Origin of the sequence: Microcoleus sp. MON2_D5, from assembly GCF_036701905.1 — a bacterium.
Lineage (GTDB): Bacteria > Cyanobacteriota > Cyanobacteriia > Cyanobacteriales > Microcoleaceae > Microcoleus.
In genome coordinates, this window is record NZ_JAUBRM010000044.1 from 46,882 (window position 1) to 61,144 (window position 14,263).

The 14,263-nt window shown below is 44.1% G+C and carries 17 protein-coding genes and 1 riboswitch; of the genes, 5 read left to right on the forward strand and 12 right to left on the reverse strand.

Annotated features, from left to right (window positions below; all coding sequences use genetic code 11):
* Position 1: 1 nt before the first annotated feature.
* A complete protein-coding gene (locus tag QUA47_RS17620; protein WP_333431672.1) occupies positions 2-625 on the reverse strand; it encodes a TenA family protein in 624 nt (207 codons plus the stop codon).
* 285 nt (positions 626-910) lie between these two features.
* Here QUA47_RS17620 and QUA47_RS17625 point away from each other — a divergent pair, with 285 nt between their 5' ends.
* Together QUA47_RS17625 and QUA47_RS17630 are read left to right on the forward strand one after the other, a co-directional pair.
* Positions 911-1,873 carry a glycosyltransferase family 2 protein gene (locus QUA47_RS17625; RefSeq protein ID WP_333431673.1) on the forward strand — a complete coding sequence of 321 codons (963 nt, stop codon included), beginning with the start codon at positions 911-913 and terminating at the stop codon, positions 1,871-1,873.
* Positions 1,874-1,957: 84 nt separating this feature from the next.
* Positions 1,958-2,557 (forward strand): glutathione S-transferase family protein, encoded by a 600-nt coding sequence (locus QUA47_RS17630; RefSeq protein ID WP_333431674.1) that lies wholly within the window; start codon positions 1,958-1,960, stop codon positions 2,555-2,557.
* Positions 2,558-2,726: 169 nt separating this feature from the next.
* Here the strand turns inward: QUA47_RS17630 and QUA47_RS17635 are convergent, their stop codons facing one another.
* The 4 genes from QUA47_RS17635 to QUA47_RS17650 all read right to left on the reverse strand — a co-directional run bounded on the left by QUA47_RS17635 (position 2,727) and on the right by QUA47_RS17650 (position 5,123).
* A complete protein-coding gene (locus QUA47_RS17635; RefSeq protein ID WP_333431675.1) occupies positions 2,727-2,921 on the reverse strand; it encodes a hypothetical protein in 195 nt (64 codons plus the stop codon).
* A gap of 343 nt (positions 2,922-3,264) precedes the next feature.
* On the reverse strand, positions 3,265-4,362 hold the full coding sequence (locus tag QUA47_RS17640) for a HAMP domain-containing sensor histidine kinase (protein WP_333431676.1): 1,098 nt from the start codon (positions 4,360-4,362) through the stop codon (positions 3,265-3,267).
* A 109-nt stretch (positions 4,363-4,471) separates the two neighbouring features.
* Positions 4,472-4,663 (reverse strand): hypothetical protein, encoded by a 192-nt coding sequence (locus QUA47_RS17645; RefSeq protein ID WP_333404762.1) that lies wholly within the window; start codon positions 4,661-4,663, stop codon positions 4,472-4,474.
* Positions 4,664-4,802: 139 nt separating this feature from the next.
* Complete coding sequence (locus tag QUA47_RS17650) at positions 4,803-5,123, reverse strand: glutathione binding-like protein (RefSeq protein WP_333431677.1); 321 nt, start codon at positions 5,121-5,123, stop codon at positions 4,803-4,805.
* Between the two features lie 95 nt (positions 5,124-5,218).
* Positions 5,219-5,307, forward strand: a riboswitch (Fluoride riboswitch).
* A gap of 91 nt (positions 5,308-5,398) precedes the next feature.
* On the opposite strand from QUA47_RS17650, the gene QUA47_RS17655 reads away from it, so the two are divergent.
* Positions 5,399-7,021, forward strand: coding sequence for a cation:proton antiporter (locus QUA47_RS17655; protein WP_333431678.1), 1,623 nt, complete (start codon positions 5,399-5,401; stop codon positions 7,019-7,021).
* A gap of 147 nt (positions 7,022-7,168) precedes the next feature.
* On the forward strand, positions 7,169-8,425 hold the full coding sequence (locus QUA47_RS17660) for a voltage-gated chloride channel family protein (RefSeq protein WP_333431679.1): 1,257 nt from the start codon (positions 7,169-7,171) through the stop codon (positions 8,423-8,425).
* Between the two features lie 384 nt (positions 8,426-8,809).
* Here the strand turns inward: QUA47_RS17660 and QUA47_RS17665 are convergent, their stop codons facing one another.
* The 7 genes from QUA47_RS17665 to QUA47_RS17695 all read right to left on the reverse strand — a co-directional run bounded on the left by QUA47_RS17665 (position 8,810) and on the right by QUA47_RS17695 (position 12,252).
* On the reverse strand, positions 8,810-9,619 hold the full coding sequence (locus tag QUA47_RS17665; protein WP_190733131.1) for a glucose 1-dehydrogenase: 810 nt from the start codon (positions 9,617-9,619) through the stop codon (positions 8,810-8,812).
* A gap of 66 nt (positions 9,620-9,685) precedes the next feature.
* Entirely contained in the window at positions 9,686-10,096 is a 411-nt protein-coding gene (locus QUA47_RS17670; protein WP_333431680.1) for an AI-2E family transporter, read from the reverse strand.
* Positions 10,093-10,395 carry a hypothetical protein gene (locus QUA47_RS17675; RefSeq protein ID WP_333431681.1) on the reverse strand — a complete coding sequence of 101 codons (303 nt, stop codon included), beginning with the start codon at positions 10,393-10,395 and terminating at the stop codon, positions 10,093-10,095. Before QUA47_RS17675 ends, QUA47_RS17670 begins: the two co-directional genes overlap by 4 nt.
* A 102-nt stretch (positions 10,396-10,497) precedes the next feature.
* Entirely contained in the window at positions 10,498-10,746 is a 249-nt protein-coding gene (locus tag QUA47_RS17680; protein WP_333286782.1) for a hypothetical protein, read from the reverse strand.
* A gap of 86 nt (positions 10,747-10,832) precedes the next feature.
* Positions 10,833-11,105, reverse strand: coding sequence for a hypothetical protein (locus tag QUA47_RS17685; RefSeq protein WP_333286784.1), 273 nt, complete (start codon positions 11,103-11,105; stop codon positions 10,833-10,835).
* Between the two features lie 502 nt (positions 11,106-11,607).
* Complete coding sequence (locus tag QUA47_RS17690) at positions 11,608-11,787, reverse strand: hypothetical protein (RefSeq protein WP_333286786.1); 180 nt, start codon at positions 11,785-11,787, stop codon at positions 11,608-11,610.
* 264 nt (positions 11,788-12,051) lie between these two features.
* Entirely contained in the window at positions 12,052-12,252 is a 201-nt protein-coding gene (locus tag QUA47_RS17695; protein ID WP_333431682.1) for a hypothetical protein, read from the reverse strand.
* A gap of 1,365 nt (positions 12,253-13,617) precedes the next feature.
* On the opposite strand from QUA47_RS17695, the gene QUA47_RS17700 reads away from it, so the two are divergent.
* Positions 13,618-14,205, forward strand: a complete 588-nt coding sequence (locus tag QUA47_RS17700; RefSeq protein WP_333431683.1) for a hypothetical protein — start codon at positions 13,618-13,620, stop codon at positions 14,203-14,205.
* The last annotated feature ends 58 nt before the right edge of the window (positions 14,206-14,263 follow it).

Genomic DNA, 14,263 nt, shown 5'->3' on the forward strand with positions numbered 1-14,263 from the left:
TTCACTCTATTTCCCAAGCTGCCTGAAAAAAGTCTCTTTCGCACAGCATAGCGTAGCGATAGGTTGCTTCTACTTCCGGCCCAGCTTCTGCGTAGCGATCGACCAAACTTTCCAGCCGTTTTGCTAAAATCTCAAAATCAGGGCTGTTATAGGTAGAAATCCAGTCGCTAAAGGCGTGTTCCGGTATATGAGGTTTAGCTAGCTGCTGTCCCAAAAAAGCATACAACCGCAAGCAAGGAGTCATCGCGGCTACTGTCAAACCGACACCGCTTCCCCAGGCTGTCGCTAATAAAAAATCTGTGTAGCGGCGGGTAGCGATTCCCGGTTTAGCCTCTTGCAAGTTTACCCCCCATTTGCCTGCATATCCTTGATGCAACCGAAGTTCTTCTAAAACACCGCTGCCGAGATTGTGGAGGATTTCAAACCCCTCCCAGTCGGGTGCTTTTGCCGCAGCGATACTGTAAGCGCGAGCGAAGGCTCCCAGAAAAAATGCGTCTTGTGCAACGTAATATGCAAAACTATTTTGGGGGAGGCTGCCGTCAGCAAGGCCTCTGACAAAGGGATGTTGCAGACAAGCTTCGCTTAAGTCTTGATTTGCTTGCCACAGATAATTGGAATTTGTCATGCAATTTTGAATCAATGGGTTATGATTGTAATTTTTATAGTCTGACTAAACATCTATGATAACAGATATTTTTGTTGGGCGTGCGTCAGTCTTATGGTGTCTTTTATTTTTCGTATTTAAGAAAATAGATAAGTTTTGGTAGGCTGCTATTTTTTCTGCTGCTGTTGTCTGGCTCAAAGAGCGAAATTACGTGCCGAATCTCTGTCGTGAAGCAGCCAGCGTGTTTGGGGAAAAAGAAACTTTTGATTGAAGGGTTGAAAAGCTGATTTTTAAACAAAAACTGCAATGAACGATACACCTAAGTATTCTTTGGTAATTCCTATCTATAACGAAGAAGAAAATCTCGCTGAATTGTATCGGCGAATTAGTGCCGTGATGGATCGGCTAGACGGCCCAGTAGAATTAATTTTAATTAATGATGGTAGCCGCGATCGCTCTCTCGAACTTTTGCGAGAATTGCACGAAAAAGATTCGCGAATTTGCTACCTTAGTTTTGCTCGCAATTTCGGCCATCAAATAGCTGTAACTGCTGGTTTAAACTTTTCTACTGGTAAAGTTGTAGTCATCATGGACGGCGATTTGCAAGACCCGCCAGAGCTAATTATAGATATGGTAGAACAGTGGCGGCAGGGCTATCAAGTTGTTTACGCTCAGCGCACTCACCGCCGTCAAGAGGGTTGGTTTAAGCGGTTGCCCGCTTATATGTATTATCGCATTTTGCGGAATCTTGCTGATGTTGATATTCCCATAGATACGGGAGATTTTTGTTTGATGGATAGGTGCGTGGTGGACGTACTCAATGCGATGCCTGAACGCAACCGCTACATTCGGGGACTGCGCGCTTGGATTGGTTTTAAACAAACGGCGGTTAAGTTTGAACGCGATCCGCGTTTTGCTGGCGATGTTAAGTATACGTTCAGTAAATCTTTTGCTTTGGCGATGAACGGTTTAGTGTCTTTTTCAAAAGTTCCTTTGCAACTGTCGATTTATTTGGGTTTGTTTTCGGCTTTCGTGTCTGTTTTGATGGCTTTTTTGGTTTTGTATTGGCGTCTTTTCTCTGCGGGTTCGGCATTAACTGGTTTGACAATTGTGATTATGGCGGTTTTCTTTTTGGGTGCGGTGCAGTTGGTTAGTATTGGGATTTTGGGCCAGTATATAGGGCGTATTTACGAGGAGGTGAAGGGCCGGCCGCTTTATACTTTGGCAGAAGTGGCTGGTTTTGGCGATCGACACCGATCGCCAAAATAATTTTAGCCAACAACTGTTAACTCATCGTGCGTAAATTATCTAATTTATGAGATCATTTAAGATCGTAAAATCTTCTCAAGACTCATGTTTAAACTTTACGAGTATTCCTCCTCGGGCAATTGCTATAAAGTTCGCTTGCTCTTAACTCAGCTCAATATGGCGTTCGATCGCACAGAAATTGATATTCTCCAAGGAAAAAGCCGCACACCTGAATTTTTGGTCAAAAATCCCAATGGTCGCATTCCGGTGTTAGAAATCGCACCGGGTAAATTTCTGTTTGAATCGAATGCGATTATGTTTTACTTGAGCGAAGAAACTGAGTTTTTCCCCACGGATAAATTTGAACGCGCTCAAGTCATGCAGTGGTTGTTTTTTGAACAGTACAGTCACGAACCTTTTATTGCTACTTCTCGTTTTTGGTATATGACAGGGAAAGCAGAAGAATATCAGGAAGCACTCCAACAAAAACAAGCACCGGGTTATGCTGCTTTGGGGGTGATGGAACAGCATTTAGCAGAAAATGAGTTTTTTGCGGGCGATCGCTATACTATTGCTGACATCGGTTTATTTGCTTACACTCACGTTGCTGACGAAGGTGGATTTGATTTAACCAGATTCCCCGCAATTCAAACTTGGATCGATCGCGTTAAGAATCAGGCTCGATATATTAGCATAACCCAATGAAATTTAATTTAAATGAGGCTAAAAATACTATACGTCTATAAGATTACCGTCACATTTCTCAGTTGTCTAAAGTAATAAGTGATGCGCCTTGACGACTAAAATTTTACGGGGCTGTAAAACACTCGTTAAGCGTATTGCTCGGTGGAAAGAAAACTAGCTCGACGTTGAGTTACTCGGGCTGCTCTTCCTCTGTGTCGGCAATGGCTCGTTTCGTGGCAAAGCCGTTGAGAATGATGCCTCGAATCAGCGATACTTCGGCATCCAGGCTTGTGGCGCGCTCTTCGTATTTTGCTGCCGCACTTTGTAAATTGTAATTTCCCATTTGCTCCGACAATTGACGCAAAAACGTGACCTTTTCCTCCATTATTTGAGTCCGCCTGTCGAAGTTCCAATAACGATAATGTCGTGTCCCGGCATAAATTCCTTTTTTAAGTGAGTGATTGAAAACCGGCCAACGTTATCTATATTTTTTGAATTTTTTAGCACAACTTGGCTGAGGTTTAGCAGCAGTAACACAATGGTAGTTAAGACTAAAACCTGTATTTTACAGTGCTTTGACTTCTAAATATTTTTGCTAGTACGCATAAGTATATAGGGTAAGGCAGAGCTGGAATCCATTGAAATATTGTTCAAGTCAACTTAACAAAAGCCCTTATCGACCAAAAGATTTCTCTTGCTAAACATAAGTCTCTCAGCAACTAGGCCAACTAACAGGGAAATTTAGGCAACTTAATGATGAAGCTTGTCCCCTTGCCCTCTGCACTTTCAACTTCCAGTTTCCCTTTATGCGCCTCAGTAATATTTTTTGCTAAAAATAATCCTAATCCCCAGCCGGTTTGCTCCTCGGCAGAAATGGTTCGACGAAATTGTTGAAATAGGATGGATTGAGCGTCAAGGGCGATCGGATCGCCTTCATTATGGATAGTAAGGCTGATCTGGGTTTCAGTTTGCTGGAGTGTGAGTGTAATCGGCGTACTAGCACTACCATATTTCACAGCGTTAATTGCTAAATTTTCAATCACCCGCCGTATTTCTTTACGGCTGCAAAAAGCCCAGATATCAGGGTCAGAAACCACAACAAACCGCTCTCCATAGGCGAAACTCAAATCTTCTACCACCTCTTGGACTAGCATCTCAAAATCGCATTCTTCAAGTTCAATCTTTAAGCTCTGCCCTGCCCGCAGCCGGCTCGCATCAAGCAGATTTTGAATCATCGAATCCAGCCGATTGATCGCACCGAGCATCCTCGCGGCCACATCCATGTGGGTATCTCCTCGTTCCAGCCGCCGCAGAGTCAGTTGAGTTCCCATTTTTACGACATTGATGGGATTTCTGAGGTCGTGAGTTAGCGTCACCATAAATAGTTCTTGAATATCTCGCAGCGTTTCGGAGAATTGAGTGGCCGCGTCATTAACGGCTTGCTCAATGGAGCCGATAATAATGTCTCGATCCCGCACTCCTAAAGGTGCTTCTTCTTCTAAAACTTGAAATATTACTTGACGGAGGAGGTGATACTCGAAAATGAGTTGAGTGATAGAGTAGTCAGCATACCCCGCCCGTTCATGCCCATGCAGCTTGCCAATCCGGGTGCTTTCTACCTCGTCGGCTGTGATTCGGGCAGGTGTCCTGTCAATTCTGTTTGAGAGTTCATCTACCAGTTGGTTTAAGTACAGAGGTAGGGAATTTTGCAAGACAAGAGAATTTTGATGCGTTGATGCACCAACTTCCTCACGCGCCCGCTTCTCCCACATCCCCATAATTTTTTCAGAATTTTGTTTAAGACGGTCAGACGCTTCGTTGGACATCGTTTCTGATTTTCTTGAGGACTGGTTGTTGAGACAAGATTTTCTCCCTTATTTATAAGGCCGCGCAAGCAATCTTGCAAGTATAGAGGCAGCCTCAGCCTTTAACAGGTTAGCAAGTAACAGGTCTAAATCTCCTCCTGAAACAGGCTTGAATATCAGTTCCCATTGCGGTAATTTGTACCGACAGGGCTTGAATTGATTTTGCACCCGCTAGTTCTGCTTCCTCATTCTCGGCATTCTGACTCACCAATAAATTTGATGCCAAAATCCTAGATAAAGACGATCCAAATGGTGATGCCATCGCTTCTCGTAGAGAATTCAGTCCCCCAATTAGGTCAACATTTAGATGCCAAAGATTACATCTGTTCGAGTTCTATTCCTGTGGTTTCCTGCTGCCAATTTGATTGCACTTAGACACACACTTTTTTGATGCTGGGCAACTAACTTACCTTCTCCCACCATGTCCGTAGTTTCGGCGTTTGAGGGGTAATCACTTCAAAATCTGGAGTTTGGGAAATGTAGATAAAGATGGGAATCACGTAGAAATTAGCAATGCTCGCTTCGCTGCCGACCAGATAGGGGCTACCCGCAGCTAGCGACTCGATCGCCTCTATAGCAGTTTGTGCAGGCGCGATCGCATTTTTGGCTGTAGCCTCATCTGTTTGGCCGCCCTGACTCGGCACAATCAGTCGCTCAATCACAATAGTTCCCATGGCAGGGCGATAGAAATAGCTATAAATAATCGCCCAGATTTGACGCATCCTAGCTGGGAACAATGAATCGGAAAAGCTCAATTTGCGAATTGCTTTAGGGAAGGGGCACGGAAATGGAAGATCAGCTTCAATAGTGGTATAAAAGTAATGATGGCGATGGAGCTCGCCGAAACCGCCCTTCGTTATTAATAATCTTCATAACGTTTAAAAGGCTGATGGCTCCTACTGTTCCGACTTGTGGCGGAAGGGTAGGATAGTGCGGATGCCTCGATCGATCTTTCCCCTACAAGTCACCTTCATCGATTCAGCTTCAAGGTGGCGTGATGTTAGAAAGTATTATCTGGATTTTATTAATGGGCTTTTTTGTCGGGCAGATTGCTCGACGGCTGAAAGCTCCAGCACTCGTAGGTATGGTGCTGGTGGGCATTTTATTAGGCCCGCAACTGGGCAATGTCATTAGCCCAGAGGTTTTGGGCGCTGCGAATTCCCTTCGCACCATTGCCGTGATGGTGATTTTGATGAAGGCGGGGTTAGGACTCGATCGCGAAAAGCTATCCCAACAGGGAACCGTGGCGCTGCGATTAGGCTTTCTGCCTGCGGCTTGCGAGGCTATCTCTATTGCTGTCGCCGCGATGTGGCTACTTGAGTTTGATTTTTTGACGGGGCTACTGCTAGGCTGCATCATTGGCGCGGAATCTCCAGCAGTAATTGTTCCCGGAATGCTGCGGTTAAAAAGTCTAGGTTGGGGAGTAAAAAAAGGAATTCCCGATGCGATTCTGACTGGAAGTGCCTTGTCAGATGTATTGCTTTTGCTGGTGTTTAGCCTACTGCTAGCATTTCTGTCCCAAGGGAAAGCTACAGCCATTACCTTACTAGGAATCACCCTCAGCCCTCTGCAATTGCTGCCATTTCAAATCCTCATCCAAATTACCTTGGGGGTGCTGTTGGGATGGGTTACTGCTCGAATTTTGGTGTCACTATTAGTCAAGCAAAACTGGACTCAAACTGCGGTTCAGGACTCCCTAGTGGCTGCTGGCTTTGCCCTAGGGCTGGTAGTATCAGCCGAACATATTCCGGTTTTCTCTGGCTATTTGGCTGTCATGGCGGCGGGGTTTTTCCTGATTGAGTTCGATGCGCCTTTAGCACGAAGATTGCGGGGTGGCTTTGACAGTTTGTGGACGATCGCGGAAATTATTTTGTTTGTGCTGCTGGGAGCCAGTATTCAACTTAATGTCTTAGGCAATACCTTGGTGGTTGGTCTGTTGGTGTTGGCGATCGGGACTCTGATTGGGCGATCGCTCGGTTGGTATCTTTCCACTTTAGGTAGTAATTGGACTGGGAAAGAACGGCTGTTTTTGCTAGCAGGAAATTCCGCTAAGGCAACGGTACAGGCGGCGATAGGGGCGATTCCCCTAGCTCAGGGCATTGCTGGTGGCGAGACGATTTTGGCGATCGCAGCTCTCTCAATTTTAGTAACCGCTCCCTTGGGTGCTTGGGCAATTCCTACCTTTGCCCCCAAACTATTAGAAAAAGGCGAAGTTGACCCGACCAAAGTAGCTATTTCCGGTCGTCCAGTTTTTCTCGCAGCAGTAGACGCTTCTCCCCTAACAACAGATGTTTTAACTAAGACCGCAGACTTAGCTCGGCGCAGTGATGGAGATGTGATTGTTTTGTATGTAGATAATCTGGGAGATAAAAGCACCAACTTACAATTACAACAACAAGCACAACGAATATTATCAGATATTCGCTATGAGTTCCTGAGTCTTTCGGGTACAGTTCCAGAGGAGATTATCCGCGTGGCGCAAGCTCGGCAAGTGACATATATTGCGATCGGAAAACGAGGGCATCAACCTTGGGAAGAAGTGCTAGTCGGTTCGGTTTCTCAAGCCGTCTTAGAAACCAGTCCTATTCCTGTCATCTTGGTGGAATCTAGTTACAAGTAATCCCAAATATGGGTTTTATCTCCCCTTGATACTCTTCTCCCCTCTCTGCGTCCTCTGCGCCCTCTGCGGTTCATAATCAGGCAATAATTAACGCAGATTTAGGCTCGATCGCAACGAGCCTAAATTTATCCAAAAGAATCATTCCTTATGAAAAGTCTCCCTCAACTTGAGCAGTTCACAGTCATTCTGCAACTCAGCAAGTGGTTCATTATTTCTTGTATCGTTGGTATGCTTTCCGGTCTTGGTTCCGCCGCTCTCCTCGCATCTTTAGAATGGGCAACCAATTGGCGAGAATCTCATTTATGGGCGATCGCCTTACTACCCCTAGGTGGATTCTTCAGCGGTTGGATTTATCATAAATATGGCAAAAAAGTAGAAGCCGGAAATAATCTTTTACTCGAAGAGATTCATCATCCCCAAAGCATTATTCCCTTACGAATGGCTCCTATGGTGCTGTTAGGGACAGATTTAACCCATTTATTTGGAGGTTCAGCAGGTCGGGAAGGGACAGCCCTACAAATTGCGGCATCCCTTGCCGATCAGTTGACTAAAATATTCGACTTTAAACCCAGGGATCGCCGAACTTTATTAATGGCGGGGATTAGTGGAGGATTTGCTTCGGTTTTTGGAACTCCCTTAGCTGGAACTATTTTTGGTTTAGAGGTTTTAGCGATTGGTACGATTAACCACAATGCTCTTTTTCCCTGTTTAGTTGCAGCAGTGGTGGGCGATCGCATTACCTTAAATCTGGGGTTGCATCACACCGCATACCGCCACGCTCAGCTTGTACCAATGATAACTCCAATGGGGCTAGTTTATGCAATTATAGCTGGCATAATTTTCGGCATTGTAGCGATGATTTTTGCGAAACTAACTCATCAAATTAGCCACTTCTTTAAAGCCCAGATATCCTACCCTCCTTTACGTCCGGCAATCGGCGGTGTTATTGTCGCCTTGACTGTTTGGGCGAGCGGCTCAACTAAGTATATCGGTCTTGGTATTCCTACCATTGTCGATGCGTTTTACTCTCAGTTACCGCCTTGGGATTTTGCGGCAAAAATAGGTTTAACGGCGTTGACATTAGGGGCTGGTTTTAAGGGCGGTGAAGTTACTCCTCTATTTTTTATTGGCGCCACCTTAGGCAATGCTTTGTCATTAATCTTGGGATTACCAGCACCTTTATTGGCAGGAATGGGATTTGTGGGAGTCTTTGGTGGCGCTGCCAATACACCGATCGCTGCAACTTTAATGGGAATTGAACTTTTTGGACCCGAATCTGGGGTGTTTGTGGCGATCGCTTGTGTGATGAGCTACCTTTTTTCAGGTGATGCTGGCATCTATAGCTCACAGCGTCTTGGCGCTGGAAAATACCATTTTATGCCCACAAAAAAAGGGCAAAACTAGGAAACTTCCGCCCAGGAAATCGCTCCCAAATCCGAATAATATGTTAAAATAATCAATTAATTTCATGACTTACATTAATAGCAGAAACTATTGATTTTTGGAGCGCAGTCACGTCAGCGCGATCGATGATTTTTCTCTATCAAGTTCATCGCCCCAATGAATTATTTGATTGTTACGCAGCAAGATACCACTACTTGACATCTTTGCGGTCTAACTCGTCCCCAATGCCTTCCTGGCTGCCACGTTCAATCATATCTGCCTGAGACCTTAATGCGGTTTAGTCTAGTGTCCGGTGAGTAAAGAAAGCAATCGCCCAAAAAAATCCTTGTTTAGGTAAAATGACAGCGATCGCCTATTTCCTCTCCATAGTTTCTCCCAGTTAATTTAGGCAGACCAAGATTCGCGAAAGTCAGCATAGAGGGTCAATCCACCATCAATATAGAGCGTTTGTCCCGTAATGTAAGCCGCTTCATCTGATGCCAGAAATGCCGCTGCTGCAGCCATTTCCTCCGATGTGCCTGCCCGCCCCATGGGGATATGGCTTTCAACCACTGCCTTTTGTTCTGGATTGTCAGTCCAGCTTTCATTAATCGGTGTAATTGTTGCACCGGGCGCAATAGCATTGACGCGGATGCCTCGGTTTGCGTATTCCAACGCTAGGGTTTTAGTCAGATTTCCCATGCCGCCTTTACTGATGGAATAGCTGATATACATCGGGCGGGGAATGATTTCATGCACACTCGAAATATTGATAATCACCCCAGAGCGCTGCTGCTCTAACAGATGCTTAATGGTTTCCCGCGCACAGAGATATGCACCTCGCAAATTAACGGCAATTACGCGATCGAATTCATCGGTTGGCACTTCATGGGAGGCGCTTTCTGTTTGAATCCCAGCATTATTAATCAGGATATCCAGACTACCAAATTTATCAATGACACTATTCACCATACGAAGGATGTCGTCTTCTTTGGAGACATCTCCCTGAACTAATAGCGTTTCAACCCCGCATTCCGATGCTTGTCCACAGGCTTTTTGCAGAGCTATTTCTTCAGTATCTTCTGCCTCTTCTAAGCTTTTGCGATAGTTAACGGCAATGTTGCAACCTTCTTGAGCAAGACGAATGGCGATCGCCTGCCCAATGCCTGAACTCGCTCCAGTAATGAGTGCGTTTTTTCCCTTTAAACCTTTCATAATTGCTCTCCCAGAGATTTAAAACAAAATATCTTAATCGAAACCTCAAGCCAACTAGCTTCCACATCAACCAGAAGGTTCTTCTGTCTTTTCCCCACGTATTTCATCAATATCCAGGATGCCGATCACCACGCCCGCGATCGGGAGCGACAGAAAAACTCCGACCAATCCAGCGACTCGCGCCCCCACTAATAGCGCAAAGAACATAATGACTGGATTTATATTAATGGAGCCTTGCATAATACGGGGCATGAGTAAGTTTTCTTCAACCTGCTGTAAAACAATGCAACCCACTAAAACTTTCAAACTGAGCAGAATTCCTTGAGGCAGAATAATCAGGCAGATGAGGCTAATCCCAATCGTTGCGCCAATACCGGGAATCAGGTCAAATGCGCCTGCGACAGCAGCCCTAACCAGTGCATAGGAATATCCAGAAAAATAAACACCACAAAGGTAGAGAGGGCGAAGAAGATTCATAACAGCAACCGATTCCAAAAGAAACCCATAAAGTTCTTTTGAATTGCCCTGGTCAAATTATCGCGTAAGCCGGGTGGAAACAGCCTCACGATCAGATTCCATAGTCGTCTACCATCTAGCAGCATAAAGAAGCCAACCACCGCAATCACAATCACATCTAGCAAATTGAATAACAGATTTTGCAGTGTGGAAAAACCCATGCCAATGGTGCCCAGGACTTGTTGGCGCAGTTGTGCCTCAAAGGTGCTGAAATCGACCGTAATATTGCGCTTTAGCAGAAAGCATTGATGTGTTTCCAACAGTGCAATCGCCTAGACTAAAAATTGAGGAGCCTGTTCTAATAAATGCTGTGCTTGGGAAAGGGTAGCTAATCCTTACTTTGCCCTTAACCCACCTAGAAGCTAAAAGGCCAGTAAAAACACCAGCACTACCCCTACCCAACGAGGGATGAAATGAGATACAAATGTGACGGGAGGGTTCAGCAGAAAGGCGAGAATAGCTGCAAAAATAAAAACAATCAGAACCCTTTCAAAATATGCTAACGCCTGCACGATCGCCCAGCCAACCGTCAATAGTAGCAGGTAGCGAATGAGTTGAGAATTGTTCAGGTGTTCCCACATCCGATTGGTGTTAATTTTTGGATTGTCCATTACAGCCTGTCAACCTCTCCACCGTTCCTCATCCGCCTGATTAAAGGTTTTGCTATACCTTATTGATTTGATTTATGCTTACCTAATTATTGAAGTTTCCACGCAATTAGACCAACAAGTGCAATCAGACCTAATGCTCTACGAAAGTAATTAACGCCTTGGAATAATTCTTCCCAAGCCCAAGTAAACAAAGAGCCAAAGGCTAGTATCTGCAACCCTGAATTAATTTGACCTGTTGTAACAATGAGCGTTAATAAAGTAGCTACAATCCCGACACTCAGTGGTAGATTGGGCATCTGAGCTATAACAATTTGGCCTTCGCTGTCCCGGAATGTGCGATCGAACAATGTGTTTTCCATGAGTTTCTCGTGTCAATCTAATAAATAGAACCAGGTTAACCTTCAATACTGCGAGCCTTTTTGGGAACGATACTACAAGCTTTAGAGGACAAGGATCATAAAAAACTCGTATTAAATGCAAGTCAGGAGTGGAGATGACATTGATTTAATTATCCACAGTGGCTCAAAGTTCTAGAAAATTAGCCACTGAACCCTAGAAAAACTGTTAACATTTTGAACAGTTAAATATGGGATTTATCCTGAAGCGAGTTTTTTGGATTCCCTGTCATGAATTTATTTGGCTTGTTTTTACCATCCTTTTAAAGGCTTTTTATTTGAGTGGCTAGAGGGTATTTTTATAGTAAAATTCAAAATTTTAAAGATCATCTCTCGGTTGGAATAGTTTAGAGTAAAAGGTTATCTATAATTGGACAGACATCATCGTTTCTCTAGTATCGCATCGAGAGCGATCGACTTCATGCTCAAATCCAAGGTCAGCAATTCACAGGTCTAAACCTTTTCGTCAAGCAGGCTTGAACCTTGGCAGTGCAGTAATTTCTGTTTCCACAGCTTGAATTGATTGTGTAGCCGCTATTTCTGCTCGATCGCTCTCAGCATCCTGACTCACAAAAAATGTGGTCAGCGCTGCTGTCAAATAACCACATACGCCGATCGCACACAACGCCAGGAAAAAACAAAGCACCTGCCCTTGGGCTGTTTTCGGAAACTAATCAGAGGCGATCGTGCTCATCAACATTCCCGTCAACCACAGCGCAGTGCCATAGTCATTAATGCCAGCACTACCATTAGGAAATTCGCACTCAAACGCCTAACTTCCAGCCACTCCAATTAGGGTGACGATCGCTATCAGTTTACAGAAGAATCCAGAATTCAGTAGCCAGAATAAATTCTGTGCGACAGGATGGAGAATCGAGGTTGAAAACCCCTAGGGGGGTGACAAAGAGGCTTAGGAGATAGACCGAATCAGGGTTGCAGCCCGCATACCTTGTGGATAAAAGCGGCGTTTATTTCGAGTTAACTTGATGAACTGTTCCACCTCATCAGAATATTGTTCCAGATAATTAACCCACTTTTCTCCATCTGGCGCCAACACCAAATGTACTCCGTCTTCGATATGTTTTTTTAGGTTCTTGACGCCGAAATACATATTTTCCTACCTGCTTTTTCCGAAGTTCATTGCCTTCAAATATTACCGAACTGTAGGCGAGTGTCACGAGCAAAATTATATTAATCAATCGGTTTACTTGTAAGCTAGTTCCTTCCAGATCGTAGCCTCCTGTTTGACAATCTCGAAACATTTCTTCAATATGCCCATCCGTTGCTTGTAAGCATCGATCGCTGCCGACAATAACCCTAAACCTGTGAGAATAAACCACGCTTCATCAACCTGCCATGCCCCAGAGTTTCTTTTTTACTTACAAGCAACATCAAATCCAGTTGCAGGCGGAGTTTTTCTCACTCTTTTACCTTGAAAATATCAAGAGGTTCCACAGCATGATTCCTAATTCATCTAACCGTTGCCAAACTAAATGTTCTATTTCGATACAATGATTCCTCTTGAGTCTTAATTAAACCAAAAGACACACCCTTTTCCTTCAGCCACTTTCCTAAGTCGAACTCGGAAAATTTCCGGTTTCCTAAAACGATGACTTTATCTTCTGAAAATAATGGTAAAACTTGCCGTATATTTGTAGTTTGTTCCTCGAAGTTGCGGCTGCCCAAATTGGGCAACAATGACCAGTATAATGGAATTGCTCTTCGCTTCCCGATTAAGCTAACTAACCATGAAGAGATTAATACACCCATTGACTGCGCTAGATTGATATTGATCAGCTTTGACCAATACGGCAATAATTGGTCAACCAATAAGTAATTAATGGGAACCCAATTAATTCGTTCGTTAAGTTGGGTAAATCTAAAAATTTTTGTAATTTACGTCTCCGACTTTCGGCTGTAATTAGACAGGGAAATACTCGGGAGAGCCGATCTCATCTCACTTGTTTTTCAGATTGCATCAAAAATAGCAAGGTTGTTATCACCAAAAACTGATATTGCGTCAGGTATTTTTGTAAATGAGTCTGGTAGAATCTTCGTATCATTATTTTTTTGGATAAGCAAGCGTGTAACAATTCTGCTGCCTATCTTTTTTTACCACAAGTTAACTCAATCCTTACTAACTATGGGTTTCCGGCGGTTTGTCACCCCCCTAGGAGGCACAATATTCATAAATAAAATTGATGGTGGGTAGAGATGGGCGGGCTTCATCCATAGACAGCAACTGAGTTTGGGTCGTTTTCGGCTATTATACTCCCATCAGAGTGACCCAAGAGCAATAAATTGTATGTTGCAATTGTCGAAAGGGTTGTAGAGTATGAGGTGTAGGGTGTAGGCGCATGCAAATTAAATTCTGATTAACTTATCTTACGTATCAATGTCGGGAGAAGTCACTATGCTTGGTAAATCAAGGATGCCCTTATCGCCTAGACTTTTCACAAAAATTTCGCTACAAATAATGCTAATTGTTCCATTTGTTGTCCAAACAGTTGGAGCAGTGGCTGTTGTTGGTTATCTTTCCTATAGAAACGGTCAAAAAGCAGTAAATGATGTAGCTACTCAGTTGCGGAATGATATTAGCGATCGCATCCAGGAAAATCTAACTTATCTGGTTGCTATTCCCTTTCAAACCTTTGAAAGCTATGATGCAACTCTGAGCCAAAACCGCATCGATCTTAATAATGGGAGAGATGTAGAGAAGTTTCTATGGAAACAACTCCCAGCCTTTCCCCATGTTGCTGCCACAGTTTTTGTTAACGCCAATCAGGAGTTTTTTGGGGCTGAGCGGCAGGAGGATGGCGCGCTCGTCATCCGTGCTTCGGAGGTAGAAAATAACCACACTTTGACTACCTATACCAGCAGTCCAGAGGGGGAACGCCGGGAAATTACCAACGCCGGGAAACCTAACTGGGACCCCCGCAAACGCCCCTACTATAAAATTCCAGTCCAGAAAAAGCAAGCTGTTTGGGGAACAGTGTATCCCCACATTACAGGTGAATTCCTATACATTGCGGCTGGCAAACCCATATATAGCAATTCCATTTGAGATGTAAATATGAATTTCTATGGTAAAATAGGAAAGTTTGATAATAAATGAAAGGGGA

What these genes read in the sequence shown, in the direction of transcription:
- QUA47_RS17620 (WP_333431672.1), bottom strand. Translation starts at nt 625, where the DNA reads ATGACAAATTCCAATTATCTGTGGCAAGCAAATCAAGACTTAAGCGAA.
- QUA47_RS17625 (WP_333431673.1), top strand. Translation starts at nt 911, where the DNA reads ATGAACGATACACCTAAGTATTCTTTGGTAATTCCTATCTATAACGAA.
- QUA47_RS17630 (WP_333431674.1), top strand. Translation starts at nt 1,958, where the DNA reads ATGTTTAAACTTTACGAGTATTCCTCCTCGGGCAATTGCTATAAAGTT.
- QUA47_RS17635 (WP_333431675.1), bottom strand. Translation starts at nt 2,921, where the DNA reads ATGGAGGAAAAGGTCACGTTTTTGCGTCAATTGTCGGAGCAAATGGGA.
- QUA47_RS17640 (WP_333431676.1), bottom strand. Translation starts at nt 4,362, where the DNA reads ATGTCCAACGAAGCGTCTGACCGTCTTAAACAAAATTCTGAAAAAATT.
- QUA47_RS17645 (WP_333404762.1), bottom strand. Translation starts at nt 4,663, where the DNA reads ATGGCATCACCATTTGGATCGTCTTTATCTAGGATTTTGGCATCAAAT.
- QUA47_RS17650 (WP_333431677.1), bottom strand. Translation starts at nt 5,123, where the DNA reads ATGCGTCAAATCTGGGCGATTATTTATAGCTATTTCTATCGCCCTGCC.
- QUA47_RS17655 (WP_333431678.1), top strand. Translation starts at nt 5,399, where the DNA reads ATGTTAGAAAGTATTATCTGGATTTTATTAATGGGCTTTTTTGTCGGG.
- QUA47_RS17660 (WP_333431679.1), top strand. Translation starts at nt 7,169, where the DNA reads ATGAAAAGTCTCCCTCAACTTGAGCAGTTCACAGTCATTCTGCAACTC.
- QUA47_RS17665 (WP_190733131.1), bottom strand. Translation starts at nt 9,619, where the DNA reads ATGAAAGGTTTAAAGGGAAAAAACGCACTCATTACTGGAGCGAGTTCA.
- QUA47_RS17670 (WP_333431680.1), bottom strand. Translation starts at nt 10,096, where the DNA reads ATGAATCTTCTTCGCCCTCTCTACCTTTGTGGTGTTTATTTTTCTGGA.
- QUA47_RS17680 (WP_333286782.1), bottom strand. Translation starts at nt 10,746, where the DNA reads ATGGACAATCCAAAAATTAACACCAATCGGATGTGGGAACACCTGAAC.
- QUA47_RS17685 (WP_333286784.1), bottom strand. Translation starts at nt 11,105, where the DNA reads ATGGAAAACACATTGTTCGATCGCACATTCCGGGACAGCGAAGGCCAA.
- QUA47_RS17695 (WP_333431682.1), bottom strand. Translation starts at nt 12,252, where the DNA reads ATGTATTTCGGCGTCAAGAACCTAAAAAAACATATCGAAGACGGAGTA.
- QUA47_RS17700 (WP_333431683.1), top strand. Translation starts at nt 13,618, where the DNA reads ATGCTAATTGTTCCATTTGTTGTCCAAACAGTTGGAGCAGTGGCTGTT.